Origin of the sequence: Diaphorobacter sp. HDW4A (assembly GCF_011305995.1) — a bacterium.
Lineage (GTDB): Bacteria > Pseudomonadota > Gammaproteobacteria > Burkholderiales > Burkholderiaceae_C > Diaphorobacter_A.
Genome location: NZ_CP049910.1, coordinates 450,515 through 468,297, shown reverse-complemented (window position 1 = coordinate 468,297; position 17,783 = coordinate 450,515). Strand labels below are relative to the sequence as shown.

The 17,783-nt window shown below is 63.3% G+C and carries 16 protein-coding genes; 7 read left to right on the top strand and 9 right to left on the bottom strand.

All coding sequences use genetic code 11. The features are described 5' to 3' along the window. Positions 1-73 precede the first annotated feature (73 nt). Complete coding sequence (locus G7047_RS02080; RefSeq protein WP_166300272.1) at positions 74-1,684, top strand: alkaline phosphatase; 1,611 nt, start codon at positions 74-76, stop codon at positions 1,682-1,684. 21 nt (positions 1,685-1,705) lie between these two features. Here G7047_RS02080 and hcaD read toward each other — a convergent pair whose 3' ends face one another. Genes hcaD through hcaE form a run of 5 tightly spaced genes read right to left on the bottom strand, consistent with a single transcriptional unit; the run spans position 1,706 to position 6,070 of the window. Further along, on the bottom strand, positions 1,706-2,947 hold the full coding sequence (gene hcaD / locus G7047_RS02075; RefSeq protein WP_166300270.1) for a 3-phenylpropionate/cinnamic acid dioxygenase ferredoxin--NAD(+) reductase subunit: 1,242 nt from the start codon (positions 2,945-2,947) through the stop codon (positions 1,706-1,708). 29 nt (positions 2,948-2,976) lie between these two features. Beyond that, positions 2,977-3,801: a 3-phenylpropionate-dihydrodiol/cinnamic acid-dihydrodiol dehydrogenase gene (hcaB, locus tag G7047_RS02070; RefSeq protein WP_305793616.1), complete on the bottom strand. Its 825-nt coding sequence runs from the start codon at positions 3,799-3,801 to the stop codon at positions 2,977-2,979. Then, positions 3,798-4,121: a 3-phenylpropionate/cinnamic acid dioxygenase ferredoxin subunit gene (hcaC, locus tag G7047_RS02065; RefSeq protein ID WP_166300268.1), complete on the bottom strand. Its 324-nt coding sequence runs from the start codon at positions 4,119-4,121 to the stop codon at positions 3,798-3,800. Before hcaC ends, hcaB begins: the two co-directional genes overlap by 4 nt. Positions 4,122-4,142: 21 nt before the next feature. Then, positions 4,143-4,718, bottom strand: a complete 576-nt coding sequence (gene hcaF / locus G7047_RS02060) for a 3-phenylpropionate/cinnamic acid dioxygenase subunit beta (RefSeq protein WP_166300266.1) — start codon at positions 4,716-4,718, stop codon at positions 4,143-4,145. Then, positions 4,715-6,070 carry a 3-phenylpropionate/cinnamic acid dioxygenase subunit alpha gene (gene hcaE / locus G7047_RS02055; protein WP_166300264.1) on the bottom strand — a complete coding sequence of 452 codons (1,356 nt, stop codon included), beginning with the start codon at positions 6,068-6,070 and terminating at the stop codon, positions 4,715-4,717. Before hcaE ends, hcaF begins: the two co-directional genes overlap by 4 nt. 277 nt (positions 6,071-6,347) lie before the next feature. Between hcaE and G7047_RS02050 the strand changes: the two genes are divergently transcribed. Then, a complete protein-coding gene (locus tag G7047_RS02050) occupies positions 6,348-7,247 on the top strand; it encodes a LysR substrate-binding domain-containing protein (RefSeq protein ID WP_166300262.1) in 900 nt (299 codons plus the stop codon). Here G7047_RS02050 and G7047_RS02045 read toward each other — a convergent pair. Continuing rightward, entirely contained in the window at positions 7,239-8,351 is a 1,113-nt protein-coding gene (locus G7047_RS02045; protein ID WP_256376808.1) for an acyltransferase, read from the bottom strand. The two genes, G7047_RS02050 and G7047_RS02045, sit on opposite strands and share 9 nt — an antisense overlap. 196 nt (positions 8,352-8,547) lie before the next feature. Between G7047_RS02045 and mutS the strand changes: the two genes are divergently transcribed. The 4 genes from mutS (at position 8,548) to G7047_RS02025 (ending at position 13,633) form a co-directional block, all read left to right on the top strand. Beyond that, a complete protein-coding gene (mutS, locus tag G7047_RS02040; protein WP_166300258.1) occupies positions 8,548-11,187 on the top strand; it encodes a DNA mismatch repair protein MutS in 2,640 nt (879 codons plus the stop codon). Positions 11,188-11,341: 154 nt separating this feature from the next. Then, a complete protein-coding gene (locus G7047_RS02035; protein WP_166300256.1) occupies positions 11,342-11,683 on the top strand; it encodes a 2TM domain-containing protein in 342 nt (113 codons plus the stop codon). A gap of 82 nt (positions 11,684-11,765) precedes the next feature. Then, positions 11,766-12,812 carry a sensor histidine kinase gene (locus G7047_RS02030; RefSeq protein ID WP_240939613.1) on the top strand — a complete coding sequence of 349 codons (1,047 nt, stop codon included), beginning with the start codon at positions 11,766-11,768 and terminating at the stop codon, positions 12,810-12,812. A gap of 8 nt (positions 12,813-12,820) precedes the next feature. After that, complete coding sequence (locus tag G7047_RS02025) at positions 12,821-13,633, top strand: LytTR family DNA-binding domain-containing protein (protein ID WP_166311814.1); 813 nt, start codon at positions 12,821-12,823, stop codon at positions 13,631-13,633. Here G7047_RS02025 and G7047_RS02020 read toward each other — a convergent pair. Next, the gene (locus G7047_RS02020) at positions 13,620-14,297 is read right to left on the bottom strand and encodes an ATP-binding cassette domain-containing protein (protein WP_166300252.1); all 678 of its coding nucleotides are present in this window, start codon (positions 14,295-14,297) and stop codon (positions 13,620-13,622) included. The two genes, G7047_RS02025 and G7047_RS02020, sit on opposite strands and share 14 nt — an antisense overlap. 74 nt (positions 14,298-14,371) lie before the next feature. On the opposite strand from G7047_RS02020, the gene G7047_RS02015 reads away from it, so the two are divergent. Beyond that, positions 14,372-14,749: a hypothetical protein gene (locus G7047_RS02015; protein ID WP_166300250.1), complete on the top strand. Its 378-nt coding sequence runs from the start codon at positions 14,372-14,374 to the stop codon at positions 14,747-14,749. 6 nt (positions 14,750-14,755) lie between these two features. On the opposite strand, the gene G7047_RS02010 is transcribed toward G7047_RS02015, so the two are convergent. Together G7047_RS02010 and G7047_RS02005 are read right to left on the bottom strand one after the other, a co-directional pair. Then, positions 14,756-16,282, bottom strand: a complete 1,527-nt coding sequence (locus G7047_RS02010) for a lyase family protein (protein ID WP_166300248.1) — start codon at positions 16,280-16,282, stop codon at positions 14,756-14,758. A 15-nt stretch (positions 16,283-16,297) separates the two neighbouring features. Next, the gene (locus G7047_RS02005) at positions 16,298-17,776 is read right to left on the bottom strand and encodes an efflux transporter outer membrane subunit (protein ID WP_166300246.1); all 1,479 of its coding nucleotides are present in this window, start codon (positions 17,774-17,776) and stop codon (positions 16,298-16,300) included. Positions 17,777-17,783 lie beyond the last annotated feature (7 nt).

Below are 17,783 nucleotides of genomic sequence, written 5' to 3'. Positions count from 1 at the left end.
CCTTCCTGCCGGGTCGCACAGGGTCAGATTCGCGGTATCGTGAGTGTCCCACGAGCCATGCATTCCCCCTGAAATGTTGACGACAACCTCCCGCCGCCTGTGGCTGATCCGCGCCGCGCAGCTCTCCGCCATGTCCACGCTGCCGCGCTGGGCATGGTCGCAGAACGCAAAACTCCAACACAACCCGTTCAGTCTCGGCATCGCGAGCGGCGACCCATCGCCCGACGGTTTCGTGCTCTGGACCCGGTTGCTGCCAACAGCCGCTCCACCCGCAGGTACGGCCTTGCCACTGGAGATGTTGAACGCGCTCAGCACCCAGACCGTGCGCTGGGAAGTCGCGAATGACGAGCAGTTCCGGCAGATCGTCGCACGCGGCACGGCCAATGCCGACCCGCTCTTCGCCCACAGTGTGCACGTGGAGGTACGCGGCCTGCCGTCCGGCCGCTGGTACTTCTATCGATTCATGCATGGCGACGCGGTCAGTGCCACCGGGCGCACCCGCACCGCCCCGGCCGCGCACGAGTTGCCCGAACACCTGCGCGTGATCTACGCCTCATGCCAACGTTGGGAACATGGTTTTTATTCCGCCTGGCGACACGCGGCCACGCAATCGCCCGATCTGGTGCTGTTTCTTGGCGACTACATGTACGAGTACGCCTCCCCCGCCAATCCCGAGGGCATGGCGCGCATACATCACCTGCACCTGCCGCACACGCTAGCCGACTTCCGCGACCGCTACGCGCTGCACAAAAGCGATCCCGATCTCCAGCTGGCACACACCGTCGCCCCATGGACTGTCACCTGGGACGACCACGAGGTGCAGAACGACTATACCGCCAGCCAAGGCAAGGGCGGAATGACGCCCGACTTTTTGCTCATGCGCACCGCCGCCTGGCAGGCGTTCTACGAGCATATGCCGCTGCGCGCCTCGACGCTGGCAGCCAACGACGGCTTTCACAGTCTGCAGCTTCACCGGCGCTTGCAATGGGGACGCCTCGCCAACATCCATCTGCTCGACGCTCGCCAGTACCGCGACCGGCAAGCCTGCCGCAAGATGGACGGCGCCGCCAGCGCGGTACACCCCGACAAATGCGCTGAACTGCTCGATCCCGCACGCAGCTTTCTCGGCACCGATCAGGAACGTTGGCTGGAGCAAGGCCTGCTCGCCGACGCACAAAGCCACAATCCGCGCTGGAGCGTAATAGCCCAACAGACGCTGTTCTCGCCGCGCACCTATCCGTCGGGCACACAATCCGCCGACAGCTGGGACGGCTACCCCCCCGCCCGTGACCGCCTGATCCGCGCCATCGACGCCCACCCACCACGCAACACGGTCTTTCTCGGCGGCGACATCCACCAGAACTACGTCTGCAACGTCGAAGCCGTCAACGCCCGCGAACGCGACGGCAAGAAGCCGCGCGTCATCGCCAGCGAATTCTGCGGCACCTCGATCAGCTCTCGCTCCGGCACCACACAAGACAAGGTCGACGCCATCCGCCAACACAACCCGCACGTGCTCTTCGCCCGCAGCGAGGAACGCGGCTACGGCCTCTGCGACATCACGCCCGGTCAATGGACCACCACGCTCAACGCCGTGGCCGACCCGCTGCGTGCCGAGAGCGCCGTACGCGAACTGGCCAAGTTTGTAGTGGAGGACGGGAGAGCCGACATTCAGTTCGCCTAGGGTTCCTAGCGCGCCCCCCGCCTACACCGTGGATGCCGCTGATTTCGCAAGCTGCCGCAGACTCACCTGTGTGTCAACCAGCGACTGAATGGGCACGGACACTCGCTTGCCAATCAGCTCTCTCGCGGGGCGCATCTCGCGCCCCAGATTGACTGTGACGGCCCCGGTGACGACACCCTCGTTCAGCCCCCAGAACATGAAGCTGCTTGCGAGCGAATCACCGCGCCGAATCCAATCAGTTGCGCCCATGTCCCCCGCAAACTGCACGTTCATGCCGCATTGGTCGGTCCAGAACCACGGCGGCGGCAGTGGCTCGGATTCCAGCCCCAGCAAGGTGCGAGCGGCAGTGACCGCCTGCGTGTTGGCGTTCTCCCATGTTTCCAGTCGACGCCAACGGCCGTTGGCATCGACCGTCACGGTGACGTCTCCGGCAGCCAACATTCCGGGCACTGAAGTCTGACAACGCGCGTCGACCACCACCGATCCGTTCAGGATGTTGACACCGGCGGTTCGCGGCAAGGCGTCGTCCACCACCGCACCAATGCCATAGATCACCAGATCGCCCTCGACCTCCATGCCGTTTGACAATGACAGACGAATGCCATGAGCGTGACTGGTCACAGCTTCCGCAGAAGTACCCAGATGAAAACGCACACCCCGCTGCACATGCGTATCGTGCAGCAGACGACTGACGGGTTCGGGCGCGTTGCGCGACATGACACGCGATGCGGGGTCCACCACTTCCACCCGCAGGCCCAACTCGACCAGACTCGAAGCCAACTCGAGTCCGATGACCCCGGCCCCTACCAGCACGGCCCGCACCCCGCTCACGAGCTGCGAGCGCAGGCGCGTCGCATCCGCCATGGTGCGCAACACATGCACCCGTTCCCCCAACACGTCGAGCAGTGGCAGTCGACGGGCACGCGAACCGGTGGCGAGAATCAGAAAATCGTAGTCCAGCCAAGTTCCGTCGGACAGTAGCACTCGGCGCAGTTCAGCGACAATTTCCACCGCGCGCATGCCCAGTTTCAGATCGACCTGAATGCTTGAATAATGCGCAGCCTCCCGAATCAGCACCCGAGCGCCCTCCGGATGCACCAGTGCATCCTTGGACAGCGGCGGACGCTCGTAAGGTGGATGACTCTCCTCGCCTACCAGCGTGATCGTTCCGACATGACCGAGCTTGCGCAGCTCCATCGCGGCCATGGCACCCGCCTGCCCCGCGCCGAGAATCACCACGCGCGCGTTGAATGGATCACTCATGATGCGACTCCCGTTGGCAGGTCACGCTACTACAGCGACAAACCACCAGCCACATGGCGAATTCCACGAATACCCAGCCCCGCATCGGCCTGGATCATCACGCCACTCAGCGTCCGGTTGTTCTGGCGCGAGGCCAGCAGCACGAACGGCCCCACGAAATCTTCGGGCGACGGAAAGAACTGCAGCGGCAGGATCGCCTTGATCGCATCGGGCGAGCGTGAATCCATGATGCGTCGCCCCTCCTGTCCAAGTGCCTGCGGGCCACGCAGATCGGTATTCATGCCGCAAGGGCCGACGCCGTTGACCCGCACCTTGGGCGCAAGCTCATAGGCCAGTTGGCGGATAAGCCCCACCGTCGCGTGCTTGCTCGCCGTATACAGCGGCCCGCCGCCGCCGGGGTAGAACGACGAATTGGACATCGTGAAGATCATGCAGCCCTCGCTCTTGACCAACTCGGGCGCAGCCGCCTTCGCCCCAAGCAGGTAGCCCTTGACGTTCACCGCGAACAATTCGTCGAACCCCGCCGCCAGCGATGCTGCATCGGTGTCCAGCACGCTCGCACCGTGGTCCCAGATCGCCGCATTGCCGATGAAACAATCAAGTCTTCCAAACTGCGCGGCGGCGGCCTCGACCGCTCTCGCGTTGTCCTCCGGGCTTCTGACATCGCCCTGCACCGCGACGACCTCATCGCCGAAATGGCGCACAAGTGAGTCACACTTCTCCTGAGATCGCTCCAATATCGCAATGCGCGCGCCCTCCTGCACAAAGCGCTCCGCAATGGCCCAGCCCAGCCCAGAGCCTCCGCCCGTAATGAGTACCACCTGGTCCTGCAACCAGCCGTTCATATGGCTCATGTCGTCACCTCCAGCGTCAGGCAGACCTTGCCGTCAACGAGTGTCACGGGATAGGTCCGAATGGCATCGGTGGCGGGCTGACACAGGGGCACGCCAGTGCGCACACAGAACCTCGCCGCATGCAGTGGGCACTCGACGGTGCCATCGTCCTCGACATAGCCTTCGGACATCGACGCGTTTCCGTGGCTGCACCGGTCATCCACCGCAAAGTACTCTCCACCGATGTGAAACAGCGCAATTTCCAGGCCGTTCACATCGATCTTGAGCGCCCCGCCCTCGTCGACCGCACCGACCTCGCATGCAACAACCGTGTTCGTCATTCCCTCACCCCCTCACTTTTTTCAGAACAGCACACTCAGGTTGTGCGAAGTGATCACCACCTGATCCAGCGTGATTTCACGAAAGTAGATCTGCCAGCCATGGGCCGTGCCAGCGGTGCGGCGAATCCGGTCCACGCGCTTGCCGATGTAGGTGTTCAAATCGCGCTCCTTCTGCGAGCGGTGCAGTACATAGTTGCAGCGCACCTCGTAACCATCGCCATCGGCCGCCGCGCAGATGCGCTGATTGGTGACCAGATGGCGCGTGCGCGAAGGCGGCTCCTCGGCCCACGCCATTCCGGTCTCCAGACGCGCGATGCGGCGTTCGAGCTGACTCCATGTCTCGTTGAAGATCCATGTGGTCGGCGGCTGAACGCTCTTGCGGCGATCCCGGGTCTGCGCGTTGGTGGTGCTGCGCATGAAATAGCGGACATCATTGGCCATCACGCCAAGCCAATCGCGGAATTTCCAGTCGTCCAGAAACTCGGCCTCCAGATAAAGAAAATCCGTAATCTCGTGATGAAGAACGGCGTCCAACGCGGGCGATGGGGCAATGGAGTCCTCAGGGATTTCAGGGGTTTCGATGACGGCTGCATTCATTTGACCAACTCCAGTTCGTAGCTGCGGCTTCTTTCGTGCACCTCGGCCCAGGTGTCGCACACCAGCAGATCGACCCAATGCTTGTAGAGCCCGCGCGCAGCGGTCTCCGAGAAGATGTAGTTGGTGACACCGGGCATGTCGTCGCGCATGCGTTCATTGCCCAGCCCCATCTCGAGGCACAGCTTGGTCGAGCGCGCGAACTTGCCGCGCAGCACCTTCTGGATCTCCGTCCAGTTCTCGGAATCGTCCTGCTCCAGAAAGCCTGCGGGACCGAAGGCCCGTGTCTCGCTGCGCTCGAAAGCCTCTTTAACCTGTTCCGGCGCGGCCTTGTCGGCGATGCAGAAATTCCAGACTTCCACCTGATTCGGCCCGCGCGGATGCCACACGCGCAGCGTGGCCGTTCCGTTGAGCCAGCTCATCGTGGGGAACATGTTGTTATGCCCCGCCAGACGCAGCGCCCGCACCTCTCCCAGACGTTCACGCGCCTCGTCCACCGTGTCACGGAAATACTGGGACACTTCACCATCAACCCACACGTTCGCATCAGGACGCTCGGTGAAGAAGAATCCGCTGCCATGTCCGCGCTCGCCGTACTGCACTGCGTCCTTGGCCGTCTCCCAGACAGGCCTTGCCGTCTGGCCCGATCCCAGATGCCGATCATCCCCATCGGGCTTCGCGCCCAGCACCTGTACCGCCGAGACGTGCGAGAACAGCGCGTGATACTGGTCCGATGCGAATTGCTCCGCTGGCAGCTTCCAGTTGCAGTCGATGGTCCATTTCTGCACACCGCCGATGATCTCGGTGCCGCCCTCGCGGCGGTCCAGCACACCGTCCAGGTACCACGCGATGTCGCCCATGTACTCTTCAAGCTCGGGAGCCTCCGGGTCCCAGTTGCCGAAGATTAACCCCTTGTACTCACGCACCCGGGTCACCTCGCGCAGGCCCCACTTTTCCTTGCACAGCCCCTGCGGGTAGGCCTTGGGCTCGAGCGGCACATTGACCAGAGCACCATCCACTCCGTAGCTCCAGCCATGGTAGGGGCAGGTGAAGGCCTTGGTGTTGCCGCTGTCCGCATGCGAAACGCGCATCGAGCGATGGCGGCACTGGTTCAGGAATGCCTTGATGGAACCATCTTTCTGCCGCACGACGACGATGGGATCTTCCGCCATGTAGGTGTTGAAGAAATCACCCCCCTTCGGTATCTGGCTGACGTGGCAGAGAAACAGCCACGTGCGTCCGAAGATGCGCTCGAGCTCCAGTTCGTAGAGCTCGGCATTGGCATAGATGGCGGGATGAATGCGCCCGGTATGGACATCGACCATTCCCTCGATGTCTTTTGAACTGATCTCCATGGTGTCTCCTCACTTGGGGGCTCTCGGCCCGTTGATTCAGTCCGGAAATAGTAGGGACGGCCCCCTGCCGCGTGAAATACTTTCTTCCTCTCTCATGATCGGAAAGTCCGATGCATGCCGAGCCACTTCTTGGAGCGGCATCAACACACGGTAGCGATTTCGACGGAAAAATTGCTGACCTCCAAGCGCTTGGCAGATCGGATATTGCGATGCACAAAAACGTCAGATCACCCGAATCGGGTAGTCCCGAGACACGTCCTCTCTCACTGGAAGACTGATGGACTTCCGTCGCCTGCGCTACTTCGTTGCCGTGGCCGAAGAGCTCAGTTTCACCCGCGCGGCCGAGCGGCTGCACACCTCCCAGCCCTCGCTGAGCGAACAGATCCGCAATCTGGAGGATTCGCTTGGGTTCACGCTTCTCACCCGCAATCCACGAAAGGTGGAATTGACTACGGTGGGGGCCGTGTTTCTCGATGAAGCCCGTCAGGTGCTGCGTCAGGTCGAGTACGCGGTGGCCCGCACGCGCTCCGCCGCAGAAAAGACAAGGGAAAGCCTGAGCATCGGCTTCGTCCCCTCCGCCGAGGTCCAGATCTTCCCCGTGGTGCTCCCCGCCCTGCGCCTTCAATATCCACGTGTGCAGGTGGTGCTCAAGAGCCTCACCCCGCCCGAGCAACTGGTGGCGCTGACCAACGGAGACATCGACATCGCCTTCACCCGGCCACCGCTGGCCTCCGGAAAAATCTTCTGCGAGGTCATCCTCAGCGATCCCCTGCGCGTCTTCATGCACAACCGCCACGTCCTCGCCAGATCGGCGAAGATCCAACCGAAGCGCCTGCACCTGCTGCCCCAGATCGGCACCGACGCATCCTTCAGCGGCGCGCTCAGCGAACTCACCGAAGCCTATCTGCACCGCCACGGCGTGCGGGCCGGGGAAATCCAGGCGTCATCCAACATCCTCATGAGCATGAACCTCGTGGCCGGCTGCTTTGGCTACGCGCTGCTTCCGGCCTATGCAGCGACCTTCACCCCGCGAACCGTGGTCTCGCGTCCTCTGGTGGGCTCTGCCCCCACCATCGACCTGATCATGGCCTGCGCCAAAGAGGTAAATGCCCGCTCGCCTGTGCTCTCGGCGTTGATGGCGCTGGTGCGCGACGCCATGAATCCCACATCACGATGAAGTCATGTCGCCCGAGTTGACCAGCCGATTCGACGCAATCTCTTTCCGCCTCGACAACCACGTCCGCATCCATTCCAGCGCAGGCTTCTCAATGCAGAACCACGACAAGGCCGCGAGCACAAGAGTCAACACCAGCGACAGCGCAACGCAGACCTCCAGCGACCAACCTTGTACCAGTGATATCTGCGTCACCCCCTGCTGGATCGGAAACGCGTAGATATAGGTTCCGTAGGAAAGATCCGCCCGAGGTCTGCCACGAATGCAAGCGGCTCCGGCGAAGGCCAGATACATACTCAGGCAGCTCAGCCCGATCCAGACACCCGTCTGCACCCACAGGAAATCGGTGGACCAGCGTGCCGCGACCAGCGCCACCGCGCCCAGCAGCCCATGCCACCAGTGCACCCTCCATCGAGCCCTCGCCCACGCACTGCCGACAAAGAAATAGACGCCAAGTGAAGTGAACTGCCGAAGCGACCACAGCTCTTTGAACCATTGTGACGCGGCTGCCGGCGCATCAGGCCAGTCGAGTCCCGTCGCAAGCAACCAGATGGACACCAGCGTCAACGCCATGGCAACGTAAGCCCAGCGCCACCAACGGATGAGCGTCAGCGATACCAAGGCAAGCAGCAGATACATCGCGAGCTCATAGCGGATCGTCCACAACGAGCCATTGACCGCACGCGCAAACGGGTTGTTCTCGAATACCCCCGGCAGCACCTGCACCGTCGCCAGTCCCGCCGCGTTGTTCAAGAAATTGCTCCACGTGACAGGACTGGCCCAATACGCCGTCTGCGGCCAAGTCGTCATCAGTGCGCCAATCACTGCAATGGAAAACACAGTGACGCAAATCAGCCCTGGGTAGATGCGCCCCACCCGCTTGGCAGCAAAATCCAGCCATCCAACGCTGCGCTCCCAACTCTGGGCGATCAGGTATCCGCTGATGACAAAGAAGACGCACACTGCCGCCGAACCAAGGCTGTGCCCCATAAACGGAATCGGCATTTGCAGATGGTAGAGATAGGATCCATGGCTGAACAACACGGCCACGGCAGCCAGCAGACGCAGCAGATTGAAATTGTTTTGATGATCTACGGAGCTAGACACGGCTGAAGAAAAAAAAGCGAGTGAAGAAAGACCCGGCAACGAGCAAGGGCCGAATGCGCCCGCCGACTGTAGCGCAAACCCGCGTCGCAGAGCCGTCACGGCTGGCAGACGGCAAACCACATCAGGATTCCCCTTCCCCGAAGTCGCGGACAATATCCGCTTCCAGGAACACGAACGGTCAGTGAAGTCGACAGCAATGAACGAAAAGTCAGAACAAAAACAGGTCCCCGCAGAGTCTGATTTCAGCGCTCACACGCCGATGATGGCGCAGTATCTGACGCTGAAATCAGGGCACCCCGATACGCTGCTGTTCTACCGTATGGGCGACTTCTACGAGGTGTTCTACGGCGATGCCGAGAAGGCCGCTCGGCTGTTGGATATCACGCTCACGCAGCGGGGGCAGTCGGCTGGAGAGCCGGTCACCATGGCGGGTGTGCCGTTTCATGCGCTCGAGAACTATCTGGCCCGCCTCATCAAGATGGGCGAGTCCGTCGCGATTGCCGAGCAAGTCGGCGAGGTCGGCGCGAGCAAGGGTCCGGTCGAGCGCAAGGTGGTGCGCGTGGTCACGCCCGGCACGCTGACTGACTCTGAACTGCTGTCGGACAAGAACGAATCGCTGCTGCTGTCGGTACATCAGGGGCCGCGCGCCAAGGCGGGGCTGGCGTGGCTCAGTGTCACGCAGGGCGTGGTGCACATGGCCGAATGCACACATGACGAAGTGGGCAACTGGATCGCGCGCATCGCGCCGAGCGAGGTGATCTACAGCGCGGGTGTCACGCAGCGTTTTGAAGAGCAGCTCGTCGCGCTGCGCCACAGCGGCGTGCTGACCTGCCCGCTCAGTCTGCGCCCCGATTGGCAGTTCGATGCCGCGCTCGGCGAGCGCAAGCTGCTCGAACATCTCGGCGCCGCCAGCCTGCAGGCTTGGAATGCCGAAGGCCTGCAGCAGGCCCACGCAGCGGCCGCTGCTTTGTTGACCTACGCGGAACACACGCAGGGCCGTGCCCTCACCCATGTGCACGGCGTGCGCGTGCAGCGCAATGGCGAGCTCATCAACCTGCCCGCCACCACGCGCCGCAATCTCGAGCTGACCAAGACGCTGCGCGGTGAGGATTCGCCCACGCTGTTTTCGCTGCTCGACACCTGCATGACCGGCATGGGCAGCCGATTGCTCAAGACCTGGCTGCTCGAACCCAGCCGCGGCCGCAGCGAGGCGCGCGGACGACTGTCGGCCATAGGTGCCTTGCGCTGTGCAGGCAACAACAGCCCGTGGCAATTGCTGCGCGGCGAGCTCAAGGGTGTGTCCGATGTCGAGCGCATCACCGCGCGCATCGCGCTGCGCCAGGTGCGCCCGCGCGAGCTTGTTGGGCTCTCCAAGACGCTGGAAAAATCGCACCTGCTCTCGCAGTTTCCACGCCCGCCAGAGCCGGTGCTATCGCAACTGTTCGATGACCTCGTTCCGCCCGCCGACTGCACGCAACTGCTGCGCGCCGCCATCATGGAGGAGCCCGCTGCGCTGGTGCGCGACGGCGGCGTGATCGCTACGGGATTCGATGCCGATCTCGACGAGCTGCGCGGCATCCAGAACAACTGCGACGACTTTCTGCTGCAGCTCGAAACCAGTGAGAAGGAACGCACCGGCATTCCGAACCTGCGCGTGCAGTTCAACCGGGTGCATGGCTTCTACATTGAGGTCACCACCAGCTATCTGGACCGCGTGCCCGAGAACTACCGCCGCCGCCAAACGCTCAAGAACGCCGAGCGCTTCATCACGCCCGAACTCAAGACGTTCGAAGACAAGGCCCTGTCAGCCCAGGAACGTGGCCTTGCGCGCGAAAAGTTTCTGTATGAACAGATCCTCGATCAGTTGCAGGCCCATGTGCCTGCGCTCACTCGGTTGGCCGGGGCGCTTGCCACCATCGACGCGCTGTGCGCGCTGACCGAGCGCTCGCTCACGCTGAACTGGTGCGCACCGCAATTCGTGCCAGAGCCCTGCATCGACATCGACGCGGGTCGCCATCCGGTGGTCGAGGCCAGGTTGGCCGAAACATCGTCCGGCGCGTTCATTCCGAATAACACGCGCCTGAACGCCAACTCGCGCATGCAGATCATCACCGGCCCCAACATGGGCGGTAAATCGACCTACATGCGCCAGGTGGCGTTGATCGTGCTGCTCGCCAGCATGGGCTCGTACGTGCCCGCGATGGCCTGCCGCCTCGGCCCCATCGACGCAATCCACACGCGCATCGGCGCGGCCGATGACCTGGCCAACGCGCAGTCGACCTTCATGCTCGAGATGACCGAGGCCGCGCAGATCCTGCACAGCGCCACGCCGCACTCGCTGGTGCTGATGGACGAGATCGGACGCGGCACCAGCACCTTCGATGGCCTCGCGCTCGCCAGCGGCATCGCCACGCACCTGCATGACCGGACCAAGGCGTTCTCGCTGTTTGCGACGCACTACTTCGAACTCACCGAGCTGTCCACGCGCCACGGCCATGCCGTGAACGTGCACGTGGGCGCGACAGAGTCGGGCAACGACATCGTCTTTCTGCACGAAATCCAGCCCGGCCCGGCTAGCCGCAGCTACGGTATTCAGGTCGCCAAGCTCGCGGGCGTTCCCACAGGCGTGATCAACCATGCGCGCCATACGCTCGACGCGCTCGAGGCACGCGCGGGTGAGGACGAAACCCAGGTCGATTTGTTCGCGCCACCGCCCGAGCCCGAACACACCGCCGTCAGCCAGGTCGAGCAGGCGCTCGGCAACATCAACCCCGACGCCCTGAGCCCACGCGAGGCGCTGGATGCGCTGTACCAGCTCAAGCGGCTGCTGCCTTGAACCGTGCGGGGCTGACCAAACAGCCCCGCTTCACGCCGCCCTGCCGCATTTCACGCCCTGAATTGCGCATCCCGTCGCATCGGGCTCGCGCCCCATGCGGCTCACGCTGAACATCGCTCCATCTCGGTTTCATCCAGCCCAAGGAGCGATCAGTATGTCCCATGTCCACCACGTCCCACACTTCGCCGCGAACGGCTTTGACCCCATCGAACGTGCAGCACAGAGGCGCGCAGGTCGCAAGCTCGGCTGGTTCATTCACGCCACCGTCTATCTGCTGGTGAATCTCGGCCTGATGGGCCTGTCGTTCAGCCATGGCAGGCATTGGTCGATCTATCCCGCATTTTTTTGGGGCATTGGCCTGCTCGCGCACGGCATGAGCGTCTGGCTGCGGCCCACGCGCGGCGCACTCTGGCATCGCATGGTGCAGAAGGAACGTGAAGCCTTGCTGCGCGATCAGGGGAAAACTCAAAGCGACAACGCATCTTCCTCGCACTGAGATGCGCGGCTCCACTACCATGCATACCATGCAGCGCCATCCTCTTCCACGTGAGCCCCCGCGTGAACCCGCGCTTGTGCCCATGTTCGCTCGCCATGGCGCGGCGACGGTGTCGGTGTGCCTGCTCATCACGCTGGTGCTGACCTTGGCGGGCTCCAGCACTTGGGATGTGAATCTGGTGTATTCGCTCTCCATCGGGCTGCTGAGCTGGCTGGTCATCGAGCTCGGGCGCCTGCGCTTCGCCCAGAACCGCGACATACCCTGGCCCCAAGGCTGGCGCGGAATGATCGTGGTGCTCGCGGGCGTGCTGATCGGCTTTGGCGTCGGCTCCCTCATCGGCCAGAGCTACCAGCGATATGTGCAGCCCGATGCACATCCGGAGCACTTCGACCTGTGGCTGCTGCCGATGATCATCACCGTGGTCACCAGCGCGCTCATGTCCTTCGTCTACTACGTGGTCGGCAAATCACGCTATCTCGAACTGCAAGCCGCGCAAGCAGAAAAGCAGGCCACCGAAGCCCGGCTCACGCTGCTGCAGACGCAGCTCGAGCCGCACATGCTGTTCAACACGCTCGCCAATCTGCGGGTGCTGATCGCGGCCGATCCGGAACGCGCCCAGATGATGCTCGACCACCTCATCGACTACCTGCGCGCCACGCTGGGCAGCTCGCGCAACGCCGAGCATGCGCTGCGCGACGAGTTTGCACGGCTGCACGACTACCTCGCGCTCATGCAGATCCGCATGGGCAAGCGGCTGACGTTCACGCTCGATCTGCCCGATGCGCTTTCCGACATCTGCGTGCCACCCTTGTTGCTGCAGCCGCTGGTGGAAAACAGCATCCGCCATGGTCTGGAGCCTCAGGTTCAGGGCGGCGCCATCGTCGTCACGGCACGCGAATGCCTTCGCGCGCAACAGCCGTTCGTGGAGCTGACCGTCAGTGACACCGGTGTCGGTCAGGCTCACAATGCCAGCCCCACGAACCCGCGCGCAGGTCAGCCCTTTGGCACGGCCCAAGTCCGCGAACGCCTCGCCACGCGATACGGCGATGAGGCAACCTTCGAGTTGACCGCAAGAGCGCCGGAGTCCGGCACACTTGCACGCATCGTCTTCCCGTTGATCCGACCATGAACCCATCGATGGACCTCGCCCCCCGCGCACTGATTGCCGAAGACGAGCCACTGCTCGCCCAAAGCCTCCAGCAGGCGCTCGCGAAGGCATGGCCCGAATTGCAGATCAATGCGATGGCTGAAGACGGCATTAGCGCGGCGCGGATCGCGCTCGACATACGCCCAGATGTGCTGTTCCTCGACATTCGCATGCCAGGCCAAAGCGGCCTCGAAGCCGCCGCCGAGATCGCCGATACATGGCCCGAGAACCTGCCCTTTCCCGCCATCGTCTTCATCACCGCATATGACCAATATGCCGTGCAGGCTTTCGAGGCGCAGGCCGTCGACTATCTGCTCAAGCCCGTACAGCACGCACGCTTGGCGCAAACCGTGCAACGCCTGCGTGCAGGGTGGCAGGCAAGGCAAAACCATCCAACCACCGATCTGCTGGAGCAGACAGTGCAACAGTTGCTGCGCCTGCAAGGTGCGATGGCATCCACAACCCCACCCGTTGCGGCACCTCTCCACATCCTGCAAGCCAGCGTCGGCAATCAACTGCACATGGTGCCGGTGCAGGACGTCGTCTATTTCGAGGCGGCCGACAAATACGTGCGCGTACTCACGCCAAGCCATGAATACCTGCTGCGCACGCCGCTCAAGGAACTGTTGCCGCAATTGGACGCACAGGCGTTCTGGCAGATCCATCGCGGCACGGTGGTGCGTGCGGCCAGCATCGCGCAGGCGCAACGCGACGAGTCGGGCAAGCTCACGCTGGTGCTGCGCGAGCGCCCCGAAAGGCTGGCCGTCAGCCGCCTCTACGCCGCCCGCTTCAAGGCGATGTGAGCGTCAGCACGTCGTCCCAATCGACGCCTTCCATCTCGTCCCAATGCGTGACGATCACGCAGCGCCTCGCTTCACCGAAGCGCTCGATCTGGTCTTCATGTGTGAACTCTTCCAACGTTTCCTGCACATAGCGCATCGACGGTTTGTCGAGCGCGGCGAGCGGCTCGTCGATCAGCGTCAGCGCCGCACCGCTGGCCCAGGCTGCCGCCATCCAGAGCTTGCGAAGCGAGCCGGTGGACAGCGCCAGCAATGGCTTGTGCATGTGCTCGTTGAGCGCAAAGCCTTCGATATGGCGCTCGAAATCAACCTCCAGCCATAGCGGATAGACCTTTGCACGGCGCGCGATCCAGTCTCGGCAGGTCGATTGAGATTCGGCCTCGCTCAACACCGTGCGTGGATGCTGCCAGAACAAATCGGCCGCCAGCGGCTTGCCTGATGCGGCGAACGGATATTGCACCTCGCCGGAACGCTGCTTCAACTCGCCCGCCAGCGTGCACAGCAACGCAGTTTTTCCAACGCCCTCATCGCCCTGCACCAGATGCAGTCCCGCCGCCCATGCGTGATCGGGGCATGTCAGTTCCGGGCCTGCCGCAAAGCCGAAGCGCAGCACGCTGGTGCACAACATGACAGGCGGGGAGGACGAGCGGGGATCAGTGGCATTCATGGTGTGGGGCGCAAAAAGGCAATGGTTCAGGCGAAAATGCGAGCCCGATTCTCCCTCATCATGAAGTGACCGCCGTGCCCGCCCAACCCCTCGACTATCTGATTTTTGACTACAGCGAAGACGAAGAAGGCAACGGCACCTGGGATGCGATGGCCAGCGTGCCAGAGGCCCGACTTGCCGCATTGACGGCCGAGATCGAATCCATTCTGCGCTGGGCGGGTCGCGCATTTACCGGACGGCGCGGAGTCATCGAAGATGGAGCCGACTGGGATTTCGATCTGCAGGCGCAGAGCGATGCGGGCGATCCGCTGCTTGCGGAATTTGACGCAGGCGCGGGTCGCTTGTCCATCGCGGCCTCACCTGCTGGCCACACGACGGTCACGCTGACAATCTCGGGCAGCACCGCGTTTTCAGATGCGTTTCGCGACACCTTCGAGCTCGATAGCGACTGAACCGGCTCAGCGGTCCTTGGCCGCGATCGCGTCGAAGTCCTTGTCGAGCCTTGCTAGTGCATCGCGGATATGCGCTCGGCGCGTCTTGATCCAGTCGCCCTGCGCCGCGAGCTTTGATCTCGTCTCGCCCAACATGCGCGCCATCTCAGCAGGCTGAGGCCCGCCCGATGTGGTGCGGTCTTTCACAATGGCGACGGGGTCCAGCGTGGAGCGGAACTCCTGCTCGCTCATCGGCAGCTCCGTGCCGTACTTCGAATCCTTCATCGCCTGCGCGTAGATCCTGCGTGCCTCGGCATACGGAAAATCCAGCGGCTTGATGTTGTGGTTCTTCGCATGCGCGACCACCTCGGACGCAAAATGGTGCCCATCGCGGAACGGCAGCTTGTACTTGCGCATCAGCACGTCGGCCAGTTCCTGCGAAGCGGTCCAGTCACTGTTGAGCTCTTCGAGCGCGCGGTCCGGGCTGATGACCAGCGCCTTGAGCACGCGGTCCCAGCGCTTGAGTGTCGTGATGCCGCTGTCCACCATGGCGGCATTCTGCTTCACATCCTTGGGGTCGCTCATGCCGGGCGTGATGTTGTGCGTCTGGATAACCGGGCCCATCGCCAACGTCACCGCCGTGGACGCCTCGCTGCGCGTGTCGTTGAGCAGGCCGGGGTTGCGCTTTTGCGGCATGGCGCTCGAGACATAGGTGTTGCCACCGCCCTCCTCCAACAGAATCCACGGACGCGGTTGCGCGTACTGCGTCATCACGTCTTCGACGAAATTGCCCGCACGCAGCGCGATGCTGGTGACGATGGATGCCACTTCGACCGGCTGGTCCATCGACGAGATCTGCGCGGCGTCATACGCGTTGTCGACCAGCGCCTCAAAGCCCAGATACTGTGCCATGCGCTTGCGATCCAGCGGCCAGCTCGTGCCATTGAGCACCGTGGTGCCCATCGGCGAGCGGTCGACGCGCGCATAGGCCTCGCGGATGCGGTCGGCATCGCGCAGCAGCCCGGCCGACAGCCCGAGCAGATAGTGGCCGTAGCTGTTGGGCTGAGCGGCCACGCCGTTGGTGTAGTTGGGCACGATGGTGCGCTCATGTCTTGCGGCCAGCTCCACCAGCGTCGTCGATGTGACGTTCAGCTGATCGGACAGATCGAGCAGCTTGTCGCGCAGCATGGCGCTGCGGAAGGTCGCGTGCATGTCCTGGCTCGAGCGGCCCGCGTGCAGCAAAGTGACGTCCTCGCCCGCCGCCTTGATCAAGAGCGGCTCGAAGGTGATCACGCTGCTCGGGCGCTTGCCGCCCGGCTGGCTACCCTCCGCGATGACCTTGGCTACGCCGGTCGCCAGACGAGGTGCCATGGCCCTGTCGAGCAGGCCCTGTTCGGAGTTGATGACCAGCGTCGCCTTGTTCATCTCGCCAAGCCAGAAGAACGGATCGCGCAGCTGATTCGCGGCAACAGGCTGCGCAAAGGCAGCGTGCGCGCCAAGCAGCAAAAGCGCGGCGGCAGAAATGGAGGACAGAGAAGAAAGGGTCGGCTTCATGGCGGTCTCACTTCGTCATTGGGTTGTTGTTGCGGGCACCTCGTCCCAGCTTCCAGCCACGTTCTTGAGCAGCGTGTTCACCGCCGCCAATCGGCGGTTGCGCACGTCGATCAGATTGCGTTCCGCGCTCAACACGGTGGCCTGCGCGCTCAGCACATTCAGATAGGCGACGATGCCCGCCTTGTACTGGTTGTTGGCCACAGTCAGCGCCTTGCGCGCGGCGGTGGCGGCAGCGGTCTGCACGACCAGCTCGCGCGAGAGCGCGTCTGCGACGACGAGGTTGTCCTCCACTTCCTGCAGTGCGGTGATCACCGTCTGGCGGTAGGTGGCCGATGTCAGGTCGAGCTGCGCGCGCGCCGATTCGACGGCCGCGCTGCGCGCTCCGCCATCGAATATCGACATCGCCAGCGCCGGGCCCAGCGACCAGAAGAGATTCGGCGCGCTGAGCAGATTGGACAAGCCGGCCGCGCGATAGCCCGTGCTCGCCGACAGCGTGAGTGACGGGAAAAACGCCGCGCGTGCCACGCCGATCTGCGCATTCGCTGCGGCCACACTGCGTTCTGCCGAGGCGATGTCCGGGCGCTTTTCCAGCAGCTGCGATGCGAGAACAGCGGGCACGTCCGGTGGCGCTGGCAGCTCTGCGGTTTCCAGCAGGCTGAAGTTGGCGGGCACCTTGCCAAGCAGCGCGGCAAGCGCATGCTCGTACTGCGCGCGGGTCGACTCTGATTCGATAAGCTGGGCCTCGGTGCTCTTGTACTGCGACTCGGCCTGCGCCACGTCGGCAGACGATGCGACGCCTGACTGGTAGCGGTTCTTCGTCAATTGCCAACTCTGCTCGTAGGCCTCGAGCGTCTGCCGGAGCAAGCGCTGCGACGCCTCGGCCGCGCGCAGCGAAAAATAGGTCTGCGCCACCGACGCTTCGAGCGACAGCTGCGCCGCCGCGAGGTCGTATTCGCTGGCCTTGGCGCTCGCCTCGCTCGCACTCACCTGCCCCGCCACGCGGCCCCAGAGGTCCAGCTCCCAGCTCGCGTTCAGGCCCAGCGAGTAGCTGTTGGCGATGGTGCCGCTGCGCGCAACGGTTTCGCCCGTGGTCGAATCCGTGTAGTTGCCACCAGCCGATTTCGAGCGCGTTCCGCTGCCGCTCGTGCCGATGGTCGGAAACAGCGAGGAGCGGCTGCTGGCGACCGACGCCGTCGCCGAACGCACTCGCGCCGTTGCCTGCGCCAGCGTCTGGCTGCCTGCCTGCGCTTCGTCCTGCAACTGGTTGAGCGTGGCGTCGCCATACAGCGTCCACCAGTTCTGCGGCACGGGCGCTGCGGCGCCTTGCGTGCCATTGCGCGCGGGCTGCCACAGGCCGGATTCGACGCTCAGCTTCGCAGCCTCCTTGAACTGCTCCGGCACGTCGAGAGACGGGCGCTGATAGGGCTCCTGCGTGGAGCAACCCGCGAACAGCAACGCGGTGGCCAACAGGCTCAATGCAAACGGTCTGGTCATTCTTTTC

Excerpts from the sequence above, each read along its gene's own strand:
- G7047_RS02080 (WP_166300272.1), top strand. The coding sequence starts at position 74 with ATGTTGACGACAACCTCCCGCCGCCTGTGGCTGATCCGCGCCGCGCAG.
- hcaD (WP_166300270.1), bottom strand. The coding sequence starts at position 2,947 with ATGAGTGATCCATTCAACGCGCGCGTGGTGATTCTCGGCGCGGGGCAG.
- hcaB (WP_305793616.1), bottom strand. The coding sequence starts at position 3,801 with ATGAGCCATATGAACGGCTGGTTGCAGGACCAGGTGGTACTCATTACG.
- hcaC (WP_166300268.1), bottom strand. The coding sequence starts at position 4,121 with ATGACGAACACGGTTGTTGCATGCGAGGTCGGTGCGGTCGACGAGGGC.
- hcaF (WP_166300266.1), bottom strand. The coding sequence starts at position 4,718 with ATGAATGCAGCCGTCATCGAAACCCCTGAAATCCCTGAGGACTCCATT.
- hcaE (WP_166300264.1), bottom strand. The coding sequence starts at position 6,070 with ATGGAGATCAGTTCAAAAGACATCGAGGGAATGGTCGATGTCCATACC.
- G7047_RS02050 (WP_166300262.1), top strand. The coding sequence starts at position 6,348 with ATGGACTTCCGTCGCCTGCGCTACTTCGTTGCCGTGGCCGAAGAGCTC.
- mutS (WP_166300258.1), top strand. The coding sequence starts at position 8,548 with ATGAACGAAAAGTCAGAACAAAAACAGGTCCCCGCAGAGTCTGATTTC.
- G7047_RS02035 (WP_166300256.1), top strand. The coding sequence starts at position 11,342 with ATGTCCCATGTCCACCACGTCCCACACTTCGCCGCGAACGGCTTTGAC.
- G7047_RS02030 (WP_240939613.1), top strand. The coding sequence starts at position 11,766 with ATGTTCGCTCGCCATGGCGCGGCGACGGTGTCGGTGTGCCTGCTCATC.
- G7047_RS02025 (WP_166311814.1), top strand. The coding sequence starts at position 12,821 with ATGGACCTCGCCCCCCGCGCACTGATTGCCGAAGACGAGCCACTGCTC.
- G7047_RS02020 (WP_166300252.1), bottom strand. The coding sequence starts at position 14,297 with ATGAATGCCACTGATCCCCGCTCGTCCTCCCCGCCTGTCATGTTGTGC.
- G7047_RS02010 (WP_166300248.1), bottom strand. The coding sequence starts at position 16,282 with ATGAAGCCGACCCTTTCTTCTCTGTCCTCCATTTCTGCCGCCGCGCTT.
- G7047_RS02005 (WP_166300246.1), bottom strand. The coding sequence starts at position 17,776 with ATGACCAGACCGTTTGCATTGAGCCTGTTGGCCACCGCGTTGCTGTTC.